A 15680-nucleotide genomic window follows, 5' to 3' on the forward strand; every position below is an offset into this window, starting at 1 on the left:
GGCTGCACTGGAAAAAACCGCCAATAGCTGCAACTGTTTCCGAAAATAATGCGGATTGGGGGCAATCAGGTGCGCAGCAGGAAAATTGGTCTGGCAGGGATAGTGCTTTCCGTTTGGGGAAGTGCGGCATTTGCGCAGGACATGGCACAGTTTCAGGTGTCCGGTGGGGACAAGGACCTGACCGAAACGCTGAAAAGCGCGTCTTTGGTGGTCAGTGCCGAGGCCAAGACCGGAGAGGATGCGCCCGATGCGCAGGATCTTTTCGGCTCTGCCCGTGCCGATTACGCCCGTCTTCTGGGCGCGCTTTACGACGAGGGCTATTATGCCCCTTCGATCTCCATTTTGGTGAATGGCAAAGAAGCCGCAAGTATCGCCCCGCTTGACGCACCCGCGACGATTTCATCGATCCAGATCACGGTCGATCCTGGCCCGAAATTCACCTTTTCGCAGGCGCAGGTGGCACCTTTGGCCCCCAAAACCGAGTTGCCCGATGGCTTCAGGGCGGGGCAGACCGCGCGCACCAGTGTCATCCGCTCGGCGGCGCAGACGGCGGTGGATGGCTGGGAGGCCGCGGGCCATGCCAAGGCCGATGTGGCCAGCCAGAAGATCACCGCCGATCATCGCAACGAGACGCTGGCCACCGATATCCGGCTTGATCCCGGCCCGCAAGTGACCTTCGGGGACCTCACCATTTCGGGCTATAAGCGTATGCGCGAAGAACGGATTCGCGCCATTGCAGGCTTCCCCAAGGGGCAGGTGTTCGACCCTGACGAACTGGAACTGGTGCGCACCCGCCTGCGCCGTGCCAGCGTGTTCAGCTCGATCACCATGACCGAGGCCGACAAGCTGAATGCCGATGATTCCCTTGATTATACGCTGGGCGTGGTCGAGGAAAAACGCCGCCGTCTGGGCGCAGGGGTCGAATACCAGACGGTCGATGGTCTGACGCTCTCGGGCTATTGGCTGCACCGTAACCTTTTTGGCGGGGCGGAGAGGCTGCGCGTGGATGCCGAAGTGTCGGGGATTGGCGGCTCGGATGGCGGGGCCGATTACAGTCTTGGCGTGCGCATGGACCGTCCGGCCACCTTCTCGGCGGATACCTCTGCCTATGCCGAAACCACGCTGGCGCGGGAATCGACCGACGATTACGACGAGAATTCCTTCGAGATCGGCGGCGGTCTGACGCATTATTTCAACGAGCAGATCACCGGCGAACTGGGCTTGGCCTATCGCTGGTCGATGGTGACGGATGATGTGGGCGATACCTATTTCAGCGAGATCGCTGCTCCGGGCACGCTGACGCTGGACAAACGCAACAGCGAGACCGATGCGACCAAAGGGTATTATGCCAAGATCGGCCTGCGGCCTTTCGTGGGGCTGAACAGTGCGACCGGCACGGGGATCCAGACCACGGGCGATCTGCGCGGGTATTTCGGCTTTGGTGCGGATGACCGTTTCGTGCTGGCAGGGCGGGCGCAATACGGGGCGGTGCTTGGCGCGTCTCTTGCGGAAACACCGCGGGATTATCTTTTCTATTCCGGCGGCGGTGGCACCGTGCGCGGTCAGCCTTACCAGTCGCTTGGCGTCGAAAAGCTGGAAAACGGCACGCTCAAGACCGGCGGCACTGAATTCATGGGCTTCTCGGGGGAATTCCGCGCGGGCATCACCGAGAGTATCGGCGCGGTGGCATTTTATGACATGGGCTGGGTCGGGGATGATGGCACCGGCGACTGGCAATCGGGCGCGGGGATCGGCCTGCGTTACAAAACCGGTATCGGCCCGATCCGTCTGGATGTCGCGGCACCGGTGGATGGCGATACAGGCGAAGGCGTGCAGCTTTACGTCGGATTGGGGCAGGCATTCTGATGAAGACGAAACTCGCAATCGCATTTTTGGCGCTATGGCCCATGCTGGGCTTCGCTCAGGAAACCACAACGACCCAGACCGAGGATGGCACCACCGTCCAGACCACCGGTACCGATACGGCGGCCAGCGACGAATCCAAGCGCGACCGGTCCTATCTGACCGGTCTGATCGAGGACAAGCTGTCCGGCGAGGGGCGCACCATCCGTCTTGACGGGTTCAAGGGTGCGCTGTCCTCGCGGGCGACCTTTGACAGCCTGACGATTTCGGATGATCAGGGGCCGTGGCTGGTGATCCGCAATGCGGGCCTGTCCTGGAACCGCTCCGCAATTTTGCGCGGCAATATCGACATCAAGGAGCTTTCGGCCAGCTCGATCGAACTGACCCGCCTTCCTGCCGCGCAGGAAGGGGTGGAAGTGCCCGACGCCGAGGCCAAACCCTTCTCGCTGCCCGAGTTGCCCCTGTCGCTCAATGTCGACAAGCTGGATGTGGGCGAGGTGAAGCTGGGCGAGTCCATTCTGGGGGAGCCGCTGACTTTCAAGGTGAACGGGTCGCTGAAACTGGCCGGGGGCAGTGGTGATGCCAAGCTGACCATTGACCGCACGGATCAGGTGCAGGGACAGTTCTCGCTGAACGGCTCTTATGCCAATGACACCCAGACCCTGTCGCTGGACCTGCTGACGCAGGAAGGTCAGGGCGGGCTGGTCTCGAAGAAACTGGGCCTTCCGGGGGCCCCTGCCGTGACGCTGGCTGTCTCGGGTGATGGGCCGCTGAGCGATTTCTCGGCCGATATGGCATTGTCGACCGATGGCCAGCAGCGCCTGACGGGGAAGGTGATCCTTGGCCAGACCAAAGGCGAGGATGGCACCGACAAGACCTTCAAGGCCACGCTTGCGGGGGATATTACCCCGATGCTGGAGCCCGCCTATCACGACTTTTTCGGCAAGAATATCGCGCTGGAAGTGGACGGGGTGTCCAAGGCGAAGGGCGGCACCGATATCAACCGGCTGTCACTGGATGCGCAGGCGGTGGATGTGAAAGGGTCGATGTCGCTGGCCGCAAGCGGTCTGCCCGAACGGTTCGATCTGGATATGAATGTGGGGCTGGAGACCGGCGAGCCGGTCGTGCTGCCGGTGACGGGGGCCGATACCACATTGCAGGATGCCTCGCTGAAGCTCAGTTATGACGCGGCGGCGGGCGATAACTGGACCCTGACCGGTCTGGTCGATGCGCTCAAAAGCCCCACACTGTCGCTTGAGAAGGTCAATCTGGACGGGACGGGCACCATTACGCAAGATCCCGACCAGCCGGCTGTGGCGGGGCATGTCAGTTTTGACACGCAGGGCATCGCGATGGGCGAGGCCGCTCTGGCCGAGGCCGTGGGGCCGACGCTGACCGGACAGACCGATTTCAACTGGGTTAAAGGCAGCCCGATCAAGCTGAGCGGTTTGCAGGTGGCTGGCCGTGATTACGCATTGCAGGGCGACGTGGCCTTTGAGGATCCGACCGGCGGCCTGACCATCACCACGGATGCGCAGGTGCGCCATGATAATCTTGCACGTCTGGCGCAGGTTTCGGGGCGCGATCTTTCGGGGTCGGTTCTGGGCACGGTCAAAGGCAGCTTTACCGTGCTGAGCGGTGCTTTTGATGCCGATGTGGATGTGACGGGTCAGGATATCGCGATCGGGCAGCCGCAGGCGGATGCCGCGCTGGCAGGGCAATCGAAGATCGTCCTATCCGCCAAACGGGATGAAAACGGCCTTGTGCTGCGCAATTTCTCGGCGGATGCGAAAGCCCTGAGTGCCAAGGCCTCGGGGTCGTTGGCCACCGGCAATGCGGATGTGACGGCGACGGCCAAGGCCAACCTGAACGTTCTCGGGGCGGGCTATGGCGGCGCGGTCGATCTGAACGCGCATTACACCGAGGGCGAAGAGGGGCGTCGTGTGGTGCTGAATGCCACCGGAAACGGCGTGGCCGTGGGCCAGCCGCAGGTGAACAAGTTCCTGCAAGGCAAGACGGTTATCGACCTGAACGCGCTGGAGAAGGACGGCGATATCTCGCTGGATACCTTCAACATCTCTAACCCCAATCTGAAAGCCACGGGGGCAGGGGCGCTGAAGGGCGGTCAGGGCGAGATCAATGTCTCTCTCGAGAGCGATCTGTCGGGTCTGGGCGCGCCCTATCGCGGCAAGATCACCGCGCAGGCGGCGGTCAGCGACGGGACAGCAGGGCGCCTGATCACGCTCAAGGCCAATGCCAAGAATGTCGCGATGGGCCAGTCGCAGGCCGACAAGCTGCTGGCGGGGGACTCTGTGCTGGATCTGGCCGTTTTGCAAAATGGCGATGATATCGAGCTACAGAAATTCACCCTGTCGAACCCGCAACTGAGTGCCGATGCCAAGGGCACGGTGACCGCAGGGGCGCGCAAGATCGACCTGAATGCACGTCTGGCCAATGCCGCTTTGCTGGCACCGGGCTTCCCCGGTCCGCTGACGGTGAAAGGCGATGTCACCGATAACGGTCAGCATTATGGTGTGAATATCAGCGCAACCGGGCCGGGCAATACCAATGCGACAGTATCGGGGACGCTGGCTTCGGATTTCAAAACGGCCAATCTGGCAGTGAAAGGGGCGACGCAATCGGCGCTGGCCAATGCGTTCATCTCGCCGCGCTCTGTCGAGGGGCCGCTGAATTTCGACCTTGCGCTGAACGGACCGCTGGCGCTGAACGCGGTGTCGGGCAAAGTGACGGGGCAGGGGCTGCGCTTTAGCGCGCCGACCCTTTCGCTGGCGCTGGAGGCGATCAATGTAAACGCCCAGCTTGGCGGCGGTCGGGTCAATCTGACGACCAGCGCCAATTTCAGCGATGGCGGCACGGCCAAGGTGACTGGTCCGATCGGGCTCACCGCGCCTTACAGCTCGGATCTGGCGATTGCGCTGGACCGTGCGCGGCTGCGGGACCCCAATCTGTATGATACCCGTATCTCGGGCGATCTGGGGATCAACGGGGCGCTGACGGGCGGGGCGAAGATCGCCGGTAAGTTGCGCCTGTCGGACACCGAGATCCGCGTGCCTTCGACCGGACTGGGCGGGGTGGAGTCCATCCCCGATATCACCCATGTCGCCGAAAGCGCGGCCTCGCGGCAGACCCGTGCGCGGGCAGGGGTGCTGCAATCGAAGAGCGAGAGCACCTCGGGCGGGTCATCGGTGGCCTTCCCGCTGGATATCACCATTTCCGCGCCCAACCAGCTTTTCGTGCGCGGGCGCGGGCTTGATGCCGAGCTGGGCGGCCAGCTGCGGATCACCGGCACCACGGCCGATGTTGTGCCAATCGGCAGTTTCGAGCTGGTGCGCGGGCGGCTGGATGTGCTGAACCAGCGCTTTACGCTGGATCAGGGGTCGATCCAGCTTCAGGGGGAGTTTACGCCCTATATCGATTTCTCGGCCACGACGACCAAGAACGATTACGCCATCACGCTTGGTATCTCGGGGCAGGCGACCGCGCCGGATCTCAGCGTGACCTCCTCGCCGGAACTGCCGCAGGAAGAGGTGCTGGCCCAGCTTCTCTTCGGGCAGGGGCTGAGCAATATCTCGGCTTTGCAAGCGGCAGAGCTGGCATCTGCGGTGGCGACGCTTGCGGGCCGCAATGACGACGGCATCATGTCCAAGCTGCGCAATAGCACGGGGCTGGATGATCTGGATGTCGGCACCGATAGTGACGGGAATGCCACCGTGACGGCGGGCAAATATATCTCGGACAAGATCTATACCGATGTCGAGCTTGGATCGTCCGGCCAGACCGAGATCAATCTCAATCTGGATCTGACCAAGACGATCACCGCAAAAGGCACGGTCGGGTCGGACGGAGATAGCGGGCTTGGGGTGTTCCTGGAGAAAGACTACTGAGCAAGGGGCCTTCGGGCCCCTTCTTCAATCCAGCGGCTTGGTGCTGCCGGTGCGTTCCTTGCGCCATTCGGCATTGAAGGCGGCCCCGAACAGAATGGCGAAGGCCGACAGGTAGAGCCATAGAAGAAGGGCGATCACGGCGCCGATAGAGCCGTAAAGCTTGGAGTAGCTTGCAAAATGCGACAGGTAGAAAGTTAGTCCGAAGCTTGCTGCTCCCCAGACGAGGGTTGCGATCACGGCCCCGAAGGTGAAGATCTTCTCGCGCGGGCGGCCCATTTTGCGCGGTCCGTAACGATAGAGGATCCCCAGCACCGTCAACATAAGCAGAAACATCGCCCCCCAAGGCAGCCATGACAGCATGAGGTTGGTCAATGCGATCAGGGCGGGAGTGTTGTGGAAGGGCAGGATGTTGAGAAAGACCGGCACGGCGACAATCGTTGCCAATGCGCCGATCATGACCGCCACCAGCGCTAAGGTCATGAAATAGGCAAAGAAGATGCTCCAGATCGTGTTGCGGGGTTTGGTGCCGTGGATGACATTCAGCCCCAGCACCAGTGCCCCGACCCCTGCCCGTGCGGAGAAAAGCGTCACGCCCAGCGAGGCGATCGTGCCCCAGCCGATGGTGGAATCGGTCGAGATCAGCCAGCTCTGGATCTGCGAATACAACAGGTTCCACGCCTGTGGCGGGATGAAATTATCGGCCACGGCCAGATAGGTCCGGATCGTATTGGCGTCGGCAAAGGCGGTCCAGATCGCGATGGTGGCCGAAACGCCGGGGAAGATGGCCAGCATCGCATAGAAGGCCACTCCGGCGGAGATCAGCCCGATATTCGTGGCCGCAAGCCGCCCTAGAAGCTGAAGGGAAAAGTTCAGCGAAACACGCAGGATATGAGCAGGTGTGACCGACACGTGATCTCCTTTTGCCAAATACCTAAGCGTGTTGGACGGTTTGGAGCAATGGGGCGCGGAAAATGTGTCGGACGGATTGCCCTTTTGGTCACGGTTTCGTATGCAAAGGGCAATCGTCAGGACCCGGGTGAGATGCCCGGGTGGCTCTTCCGGCCGCCGATCCGCCGGAGAAACCCGTTAAATACAAACCCCAAAGTCCGAGACGCCTGCCTGAAATTGCGGGCCGAAACGGTCAGGATATGACATGAACCTTGATGCTTATCGCAAATCATGGGTCGGCAGCTTGCGCGCAGACGTGCTGTCGGGCCTTGTTGTGGCGCTTGCGCTCATTCCCGAAGCCATCGCCTTTTCCATCATTGCCGGTGTGGACCCGAAAGTGGGGCTATATGCCAGCTTTTCCATCGCGGTGATCACCGCCATCGTGGGCGGACGTCCCGGCATGATTTCGGCCGCGACGGCCGCGACGGCCGTTCTGATGGGCAGTCTCGTGCGCGAGCATTCTCTGGACTACCTGCTGGCCGCGACCGTGCTGGCGGGGGTGATCCAGATCGTGATCGGGGTAAGCCGCGTGAGCTTCGTCATGCGCTTTGTCTCGAAATCGGTGATGACCGGTTTTGTGAACGCCTTGGCGATCCTGATTTTCATGGCGCAGCTTCCCGAAATGGACCCTGCGAGGGTGCCGATGTTCACCTTTGTCGTGATCGCGCTGGCGCTGGCCATTATCTATATCCTGCCACGCTTTACCAAGGCGGTGCCCTCGCCCTTGGTGGCCATCGTGATCCTGACGGCCTGCTCCATCGGTTTCGGTTGGGAGGTGCGCACGGTGGGGGATATGGGCAAGCTGCCCGATGCGCTGCCAAGCTTCCTGATCCCCGATGTGCCCTTCACTCTGGAGACGCTGAAGATCATCTTCCCCTATTCGCTGGGCGTGGCTGTGGTGGGGCTTTTGGAAAGCCTGATGACGCAGAACCTGATCAATGATCTCACCGATACCAAATCCTCGCGCAATCAGGAATGTGTGGGGCAGGGGATCGCCAATGGTCTGACCGGGTTTATCGGCGGTATGGCGGGCTGTGCGATGATCGGCCAGTCGATGATCAACATCAAATCCGGTGGGCGCGGGCGTCTGTCGACGCTGGTGGCGGGCGTGATGCTCTTGATCTTCTGTGTGGTACTGGGGCCGTGGGTCAGCCAGATCCCGATGGGGGCGCTGGTGGCGATCATGATCATGGTGTCCGTCGGCACGTTCAGCTGGTCCTCGATCCGTGACTTGACGGTGCATCCCAAAACCTCGAGCGCGGTGATGCTGGCGGTGGTGGCCGTGGTGGTGGCCACCCATAACCTTGCTATCGGTGTGCTGGTGGGGGTGCTGCTGTCGGGCTGTTTCTTTGCGGCCAAGATCGCGCGCCAGTTCCATCTGACCTCCAAGCTGTCGCCCGATGGCCGCGCGCGCACCTATTATGTGCATGGGCAGCTCTTCTATGGTGCTACGGAAGATTTCATGGCAGCTTTCGATTTCCACGAAGCGCTTGATCATGTGGTGATTGATGTGACGGACGCCAAGATCTGGGATCTTTCTGCCGTCTCTGCACTGGATATGGCGGTGCTGAAATTCCGCCGTGACGGGGCGGAGGTCACGTTGATCGGTATGGACGAGATGTCGCGGCAGATGGTCGGGCGTTTGGGGCAGGCCGATAAGCCGGATGCCGAAGTCGCGGCAGGCGGGCATTAAGGAGGAGCGCATGGACAAGAAGATTATCTCTTTCGTCGACGGGTCGCATTATTCGGCCAGCGTCTGCGACTATACCGCTTGGGCGATGGCCCGTCTGGGGGTGCCTGCCGAGCTGATCCATGTGCTGGGCCGCGCGCCCGAGCAAAGCGAGGATCTGTCCGGAACGATCGCGCTGGGGGCGCGCTCGGCGCTGATGGCGCAGCTTGCCAGTATCGACGAACAACGCGCGAAGCTGGTGTCGCAGCGCGGGCGTGCAATTCTGGAAGACGCCAAGGCCCGCACGCAAGAAGTCTGTCTGCGGGATGGCTGTGCGCAGGACGTGGCGACGCAGTTGCGCAATGGGGATATTCTGGAGGCCGTCACCGAGCGCGAGGCGGATGCACGGCTGATCATCATCGGCAAGCGCGGGGATGAGGCCGATATTGCCCATGACCATCTTGGTTCCAATCTGGAGCGTGCGATCCGCTCGACCAAGGTGCCGGTGCTGGTGGCCAATCGGGCTTTCGCACCGGTGGCGCGTGTGGCGATTGCGTATGATGGCGGGGTTTCGGCCAAGCGTGCGATGGCGGTGCTGGCCCAGTCACCGATTTTCACCGATCTGGATCTGCAGGTGGTGTCTGTCGGAGACAATGCTCGGTCCCGTGCCGAAGAGGGCTGCCAGCTTCTGGCACAATCGGGGTTGCAGCCGCGTGCGGTCGGACTGTCGGGCGAGCCGGAAAAAGCACTGGGCTCGCATATCGATGCGGATGGTATCGACCTGATCGTGATGGGGGCTTACGGCCATTCGCGGATCCGGTCCTTCATTATCGGCTCGACCACCACGGCCCTGATCCGCGCCTGCAAGGTTCCGGTGCTTTTGATGCGCTAGGATCGGACCCTTTGGTGGATCAGACGAAAAAAACAGGCGTCGCACGGAACGGTGCGGCGCCTTTTTCGTTGTCCGAGTGAAACATGGAAAGGACCGCGCGGCGCTGCATTTAAGGTGCCCGGTCCGCAATCAGAGGAGACCGATCTCATGGACAATGTGCTTCAAGTCAAACCGAAAGCCGAAGCCGTCAACACCGGTGTCGAAGGGAAGAAAGCTGTCGCCAAGGCGGTCAATCAGGTCGCAGCGGATGTGTATAAGCTGGCGATCAAGACGCAGTTCTACCATTGGAACGTGGAAGGCCCGCTGTTCCGCCCGCTGCATCTGCTGACCGAAGAGCAATATGGCATCATGTTCGAAACCGCAGACGAGATTGCGGAGCGCGTGCGTGCGCTTGGCGAGCTGGCACCGATGAACCTCAAACAGCTCAATGCCTTCTCGCAGATCGAAGAGCTTGATACAAAGCCCACCGCCGAAGAGATGATCGCCGATCTGGTGAAGGATCACGAGGCGATCGCCGCCCGTATTCAGGACGTCATCGAACTGGCAGGCGAGCATAATGACCACGCCACCGATGACCTGCTGGGTGGCGTTGCGGGTCAGCATGAGAAAATGGCATGGATGCTGCGTTCGCATCTGGCCAAGTAAGAGGTCTACTCTGCGAAAAAGCCGGGCGTTTGCCCGGCTGTTTTATGCGTGAAGATCCGGCCAGAGACTGGGGCGTGATGCCGTTTCCGGGGTTTGGCTTCAGGGCTTGAGGGATGAGACGGGGGCGAAACGCGCCGTTTTGGCCGAGTAATGCGCAATGATGCGGGGAAAGGTCACGGACAGGCGGCAATGATGGTGCCGCACAGAAAAAAGCCCCGGTCTGGCCGGGGCTTTTTCTTATTTCAGGCGTTTGACGACTTCTTGCGAGAAGAGGTCGATCAGGGCGTTGTAATAAAGCGGGTCGTCAACCGTGAGGGCGGTGGCGTCCGTTCCCTCGGGCAGGGAAACCGCGATATTGGGGAAGCCGACATCAAGATCGTAATGGTCGAATTTGCCATTATCGGTGGCGGAATAGACGTTGATCTGGGCGCCGAGCTTCGAATCCGCGATATTGGCAAGAGTGTCCCATGTGCTTGCGACTTCGGCCTCGTCCAGATCCACCTTGATGCTGGAACCTGCTTTGTCAGGGTCGAAAGCGGGGCCGAGATCGGCGATGATCTGTGTTTGCAGATCTGCCGCCATTTTCGTGTAGAACGCCTGCGCGGCGGGGCCGTTCTGATCATGAATTTCGTTATTCACGGTCACGCTGGTGACCGGACCGGACGCGGCCAGAGCAGCGCCTGCCGACAGGGCCATGACACTGGTCAGAGCAAGGATGCGTTTCATCTTGTTTCTCCATCTGCGCGGGCTGCGATAAGCGCCGCTGTTATGGAAAGTGAACGCATGTTGACGCGAACGGTTCCTTGAACGGCTGTGAGGCCGCGCGGGAAACCGGCGGGTTTGGCGGTTTTATGCCTATGGAATAAAATAAAAAACCCCGAGCACGGGCTCGGGGTTTTCGGTGGGTCTTTCCGCGCCGGACTTGCGCCGGTCTGGTATCGGTTAGGCCAGAAGGGTTTCGGTCGAGCTGAAGAACATGGCCTGGCTGACCGCCGATTGGACCTGCGTCTCGGTATAGGGTTTGGTGATCAGGAAGGCCGGTTCGGGGCGCTCGCCTGTCAGCAGACGCTCGGGGAAGGCGGTGATGAAGACGACCGGCAACTGGTCGAACTGGGCCAGAATGTCATTAACGGCATCAATCCCCGAGGAATTGTCGGCCAGCTGGATGTCGGCGAGGATCAGGTCGGGTTTCTCGCGGGCGGCAAGCTCGACAGCCTCTGTGCGGGTGCGGGCGATGCCCGTCACCTGATGGCCGAGTTCTTCGACAATCGCGCGGATGTCCATCGCGATGATCGCCTCATCCTCGATGATCATCACTTTGCCGGCCACCGAGTTTTCCATCTCGCGCATGGCGATTTCCACCAGCTCTTCGGCCTCGGCGGTCTCGATCTGCATGATCGAGGCGACCTCCTCAAAACGGAACCCCTCGATGGTGTGCAAAAGCAGGGCTTCGCGGGTGTTGGGCGTCAGGCTTGCCATATGGTCCTGCGCGCGCATCTCGAGGCTGCCCTCGGCTTCGCCCAGCGGCGCGCCGGCAGAGGCCCAGACAAGATGGAAGGCATGGAACAAAGCCACCTTCGGATCCGTTTCATTCTTGAAGATCGCTTCTTCGGCCAGGATCGCCTCAAGGGTCGCCGCCGCATAGCGATCACCCGTGTCTTGGCTCCCGGTCAGCGCACGGGCATAGCGGCGCAGGTAGGGCAGGTTCGCAGCGATGGCGCCGGCGATATCGGTGGGCATGTAAAAACTCCCAAATTTTCGTTTTCCAAGGAACCAACTCCATTGTCCTGCGTTTGGTTCCATGCAAAATAGCTGTGATCGGAACCATAGGTATGACCAACGAAATGGCTGACGACAAGTCGCGAGCCAGCATAAAGGAACAGATCAACAGGAACCTCAAGAAGGCTTACGAGCAGGCCCTGAATGAAGATGTTCCCGATCGCTTCAAAGATTTGCTGGCACAACTACGTGCTAAGGAGGGCGACAAATGACATCGCCCTCCTCTGACACGAACAAGGTCGAAGATCCTCGCGACGAACTGCCCGAACATCTCCCGGCCCTGCGTGCCTTTGCGATGTCTTTGACGCGCAACTCCGCGACCGCAGATGATCTGGTGCAGGATACGATCGTCAAGGCGTGGTCGAATATCGAGAAATTTCAGGTTGGCACGAATATGCGCGCCTGGCTGTTTACGATCCTGCGGAACACGTTCTATTCGGATCGCCGCAAACGCAAGCGCGAGGTGGCCGACCCTGATGGCGTTCACGCCGCAGCCCTGTGTGAACGGCCCGCCCATGACGGGCGTCTGGCGATGAATGACTTCATGGTGGCTTTTGACAAGCTGACCCCCGAACATCGCGAAGTTCTTATTCTTGTTGGGGCATCCGGTTTCTCTTATGAAGAGGCAGCCGAGACCATGGGGGTCGCGGTCGGAACGGTGAAGAGCCGTGCCAATCGTGCGCGTGCACGACTGGCGGAGATGCTGAAGCTGGAGGAGGGCGAGGATATCCTCTCCGGTATGGATGCGACTTCGCTGGCTGTAATGAGTAAATCGGGGACTGCCGCTGCATGATAAGGAAAGAAGGATCGACGGGGTCGTTCATCGACCGTCTCGGTGTGCGTCTGGCGATCTTTCTGGCAGTGGCCCTGTTCCCACTGCTGCTGATCTCGGCCATCCAGTCGAATTCGCTGCTGCAAGAGGCTCGGGCGCGGTCGGAAGCCGCGCTTATGGGCGAAACCCTGCAGGCGGTCACGGGCGAGACGCGGCTTTTGCAGCAGGCGCAGGCCGAAGCGCGTTTTCTGGCCTATACCCTACCGCCCTTGCTGGGGGATATGGACGCTTGTAGCGCACAGATGCGCAAAGTCGTGGAAGCCGATCCTGCGCTTTCCCTGGCCGCTTTCGTGGATAAGGACGGGCAGATGGAATGCTCGTCCCGCAGCGTGTCCTATGATTTTTCGAACAACAAGTATTTCCAGAAGCTTCTGCCACTGGACACGCCGAATTTCATTCTCAATCCGCATGGGCCGGTCTCCGGCACGGCGGTGATCGGTGCGACCCATCCGGTCTATGACAAGGACGGGAACAAGCTTGGCTTCGTCAGCTTGAGCCTGCCGCATTCTTCGTTGCTGCACCGTGATCACGAGAACGACACATTGGGATATGATGTCGATAATTCGTTGATGATCCTGACATTCGACACCAGTGGCGCGGTGCTCACCTCGTCGGGCGATCTCGCCCTGACCAAAGACTATCTGCCCGCCCATCGCGCGCTGAAGGCGCTGGCGGGAACCAATGCTGTCACCTTTACCGCGCGGGCGAATTCGGGGCAGGAACGGGTCTATTCGGTTCTGGAGCTACTTCCGGGGCAGCTTTATGCAATGGGAAGCTGGCCTGCAAAAGCCTCGATCTCGATGAACCCGATCGCCGATGTGTCTCCGATTCTGGTGCCGGGTCTGATGTGGCTTGCCAGCCTGCTTGTGGCGTATTTCGCGATGCAAAAGCTGGTGATCGGCCATATCAAGCGGCTGTCGCGTGCGTTGCGTGGTTTTGCCTCGGGGTCGCGTCGTGTTGGGAACCTGAACTATGCCGGTGCGCCGAAGGAAATTCAGGATCTGGCCCTGTCTTACGAGAAGATGACAGAAACCATCCTGCATGACGAGGCCGAGCTGGAGGATATGATCCACCATCAGGAGGTGCTGCTGCGCGAGGTCCACCACCGTGTGAAGAATAACCTCCAGCTGATCGCCTCCATCATTTCGATGCAGATCCGCAAGGCCCGCTCGCCCGAGGCGAAAGACCTGATGAAAGGGCTGCAGGAGCGCGTGATCAGTCTGGCAACCATCCACCGCGGGCTGTATCAGACATCGGGCTTGACCGATATCACGGCCAACGAGCTTCTTCCCGATATCGTGCGCCAGATTTCCGCGCTGGCAACAGGGCCGGAACGCAGGATCGATATCGGTTGTCATGTGGATGAGATCCGGCTGACCCCCGATCAGGCCGTGCCGCTGTCGCTCTTGCTGACAGAAGCCATGACCAATGCGATGAAATATGCGGGCACGGTGGACGGGTCGCGCCCCGATCTGCAGATTTCCCTGCGGAAGACACGGAAGGGCTATGCCTGTCTGGCGCTGGAAAATTCCGTGGACGAAAATGCTCCGCCGGCCTCGCCGGATACCAGCTCGGGGCTGGGATCGCAGCTTGCACAGGCCTTCGTGCAGCAGCTCAACGGGGATTTGCAATCCTCGCAGGAAAATGGCCGCTATCGTCTGACCGCCGAGTTCAAGCTGGCGGAGTTGCAGGAGGCAGAGCTGCGCCATGCCCGTGACGACGAAGATGATGACGAGGATGAAGAAGAATAAGGGGCCGTTTGGCCCCTTTATTCCTTAATGCTGCACGGAGTCAGGCCTTGGCCAGTGCTGCCTTGAGCCGCTCGAAGCTGGCTTGGGTGTTTTTGGTTTCGGCTTCGGCGATAAAGCCATCCAATGCCGGCCAGACCTTGATGGCCTTATCCACGACAGGATCGGAGCCTGCGGCATAAAGCCCTGCCTGAATCATCATCTCGGCTTTGTCATAGGCACCAAGCAACCGTCGTGCCTGTTTGATCAGTTCATTTTCCTGCGCTGTCGCGGCATCCGGCAGGGAGCGCGAGACCGAGCGGAGTAGATCGATGGCGGGGAACCGGCCGCGTTCGGCAATCTTGCGGTCCATGACAACGTGCCCGTCCAGCGTCCCGCGCAGGATATCCGCCACCGGTTCTTCCATATCAGAGCCGGGGACCAGCACCGAGAAGACGGCGGTAATATCGCCCGCCCCCTCCGGCCCCGGGCCGGAGCGCTCGGCCAGCCCCATGATCTGTTGGGATGTCGAGGGCGGAAAGCCGCGTAGGGTCGCGGCCTCGCCACCGGCAAGGGCAACCTCGCGATGGGCTTCGGCAAATCGGGTGATGCTATCGGCCAGAAACAGCACATGCTTGCCTTGGTCGCGGAAATGCTCTGCGACGGTCATCGCCGCCAGCGCACAGCGCCGCCGGACCAGTGGCGATTGGTCGGAGGTCGCAGCGATAATGATCGAGCGTGCCATACCTTCCGGTCCAAGAACCTTTTCAACGAATTCGCGCAGCTCGCGGCCACGTTCACCGATCAAGGCGATCACCGCGACATCGGCTTCGACCCCCTTGGCAAAATTGGCCAGAAGCGAGGATTTACCCACGCCAGACCCTGCAAAGAGGCCGATACGCTGGCCTTTGACAAGGGGGAGAAGGGTGTTGAATACCGCAAGACCGGTCTCCAGCCGCGCGCCCAGACGACGGCGTTGGGCGGCCGCCGGCGGGCGGGACCGTATGTTGCGTTCGATCGGGCCGCGCATCAGGGGCTGGCCGTCCAGCGGATTGCCGAACGGATCGATGATTCGCCCGATCCAAGAGCTGTCGGGACAGATTCCGGTCTGGCCCAGCAAATCTACCCGGTCATCGATGGCCAGCCCGTCCGCGGCCCCGTCGGCCAGCAATTTGACATGATCTTTTTCAAGCGACAGCACTTCGGCGCCAATTTTCAACCCTGACTGGCAGAGGATTTCCGCGCGATCTCCGAGGGTTGCGACGCGCGAAAGGCCTGTTGCCTCGATCACCCCCTGACCGACACGGCTGATTCTGCCCACTGTATGCACTGCGCCAAAGTCTGAAATTGATGCCCGCAATAGGTCCAAATCTGCATAAGCCATTCTGGCCTCCATTCGTTTTCTAAATGTTTTTTAATG

12 protein-coding genes and 1 other annotated feature are annotated in these 15680 nt (G+C 60.6%); of the genes, 8 read left to right on the forward strand and 4 right to left on the reverse strand.

Going from position 1 to position 15680, the window contains the following annotated elements; all coding sequences use genetic code 11:
- Window positions 1-141: 141 nt before the first annotated feature.
- The gene (locus AC2ISB_RS00600) at window positions 142-1866 is read left to right on the forward strand and encodes an autotransporter assembly complex protein TamA (RefSeq protein ID WP_486575574.1); all 1725 of its coding nucleotides are present in this window, start codon (window positions 142-144) and stop codon (window positions 1864-1866) included.
- Complete coding sequence (locus AC2ISB_RS00605) at window positions 1866-5768, forward strand: translocation/assembly module TamB domain-containing protein (protein ID WP_486575576.1); 3903 nt, start codon at window positions 1866-1868, stop codon at window positions 5766-5768. The genes AC2ISB_RS00600 and AC2ISB_RS00605 overlap by 1 nt, the downstream gene beginning before the upstream one ends.
- A gap of 24 nt (window positions 5769-5792) precedes the next feature.
- Here AC2ISB_RS00605 and AC2ISB_RS00610 read toward each other — a convergent pair whose 3' ends face one another.
- Window positions 5793-6677, reverse strand: a complete 885-nt coding sequence (locus AC2ISB_RS00610) for a YihY/virulence factor BrkB family protein (RefSeq protein ID WP_339108912.1) — start codon at window positions 6675-6677, stop codon at window positions 5793-5795.
- Between the two features lie 116 nt (window positions 6678-6793).
- Window positions 6794-6851: a sequence feature (sul1 is cis-regulatory element that is thought to sense ions involved in sulfur or methionine metabolism; They are found in Alphaproteobacteria), on the forward strand.
- A gap of 70 nt (window positions 6852-6921) precedes the next feature.
- Between AC2ISB_RS00610 and AC2ISB_RS00615 the strand changes: the two genes are divergently transcribed.
- The 3 genes from AC2ISB_RS00615 to AC2ISB_RS00625 all read left to right on the forward strand — a co-directional run bounded on the left by AC2ISB_RS00615 (window position 6922) and on the right by AC2ISB_RS00625 (window position 9922).
- Window positions 6922-8409 (forward strand): SulP family inorganic anion transporter, encoded by a 1488-nt coding sequence (locus AC2ISB_RS00615; protein WP_339108913.1) that lies wholly within the window; start codon window positions 6922-6924, stop codon window positions 8407-8409.
- A 10-nt stretch (window positions 8410-8419) separates the two neighbouring features.
- Entirely contained in the window at window positions 8420-9277 is an 858-nt protein-coding gene (locus AC2ISB_RS00620; RefSeq protein WP_486575578.1) for a universal stress protein, read from the forward strand.
- A 147-nt stretch (window positions 9278-9424) separates the two neighbouring features.
- A complete protein-coding gene (locus AC2ISB_RS00625; RefSeq protein ID WP_339108915.1) occupies window positions 9425-9922 on the forward strand; it encodes a Dps family protein in 498 nt (165 codons plus the stop codon).
- Between the two features lie 237 nt (window positions 9923-10159).
- Here the strand turns inward: AC2ISB_RS00625 and AC2ISB_RS00630 are convergent, their stop codons facing one another.
- On the reverse strand, window positions 10160-10648 hold the full coding sequence (locus AC2ISB_RS00630; protein WP_339108916.1) for a hypothetical protein: 489 nt from the start codon (window positions 10646-10648) through the stop codon (window positions 10160-10162).
- Between the two features lie 216 nt (window positions 10649-10864).
- Entirely contained in the window at window positions 10865-11662 is a 798-nt protein-coding gene (locus tag AC2ISB_RS00635; protein WP_339108918.1) for a response regulator, read from the reverse strand.
- 92 nt (window positions 11663-11754) lie between these two features.
- Between AC2ISB_RS00635 and AC2ISB_RS00640 the strand changes: the two genes are divergently transcribed.
- The 3 genes from AC2ISB_RS00640 to AC2ISB_RS00650 are packed head-to-tail and all read left to right on the forward strand — an operon-like array spanning window position 11755 to window position 14284.
- A complete protein-coding gene (locus AC2ISB_RS00640) occupies window positions 11755-11913 on the forward strand; it encodes a NepR family anti-sigma factor (protein WP_339108919.1) in 159 nt (52 codons plus the stop codon).
- The gene (locus tag AC2ISB_RS00645; RefSeq protein ID WP_339108920.1) at window positions 11910-12494 is read left to right on the forward strand and encodes an RNA polymerase sigma factor; all 585 of its coding nucleotides are present in this window, start codon (window positions 11910-11912) and stop codon (window positions 12492-12494) included. Before AC2ISB_RS00640 ends, AC2ISB_RS00645 begins: the two co-directional genes overlap by 4 nt.
- Window positions 12491-14284, forward strand: coding sequence for a histidine kinase dimerization/phosphoacceptor domain -containing protein (locus AC2ISB_RS00650; RefSeq protein ID WP_486575581.1), 1794 nt, complete (start codon window positions 12491-12493; stop codon window positions 14282-14284). Before AC2ISB_RS00645 ends, AC2ISB_RS00650 begins: the two co-directional genes overlap by 4 nt.
- A gap of 40 nt (window positions 14285-14324) precedes the next feature.
- On the opposite strand, the gene AC2ISB_RS00655 is transcribed toward AC2ISB_RS00650, so the two are convergent.
- A complete protein-coding gene (locus tag AC2ISB_RS00655) occupies window positions 14325-15644 on the reverse strand; it encodes a FliI/YscN family ATPase (protein WP_339108922.1) in 1320 nt (439 codons plus the stop codon).
- Window positions 15645-15680 lie beyond the last annotated feature (36 nt).

It is taken from the genome of Thioclava sp. NS-SX20 (assembly GCF_057380695.1).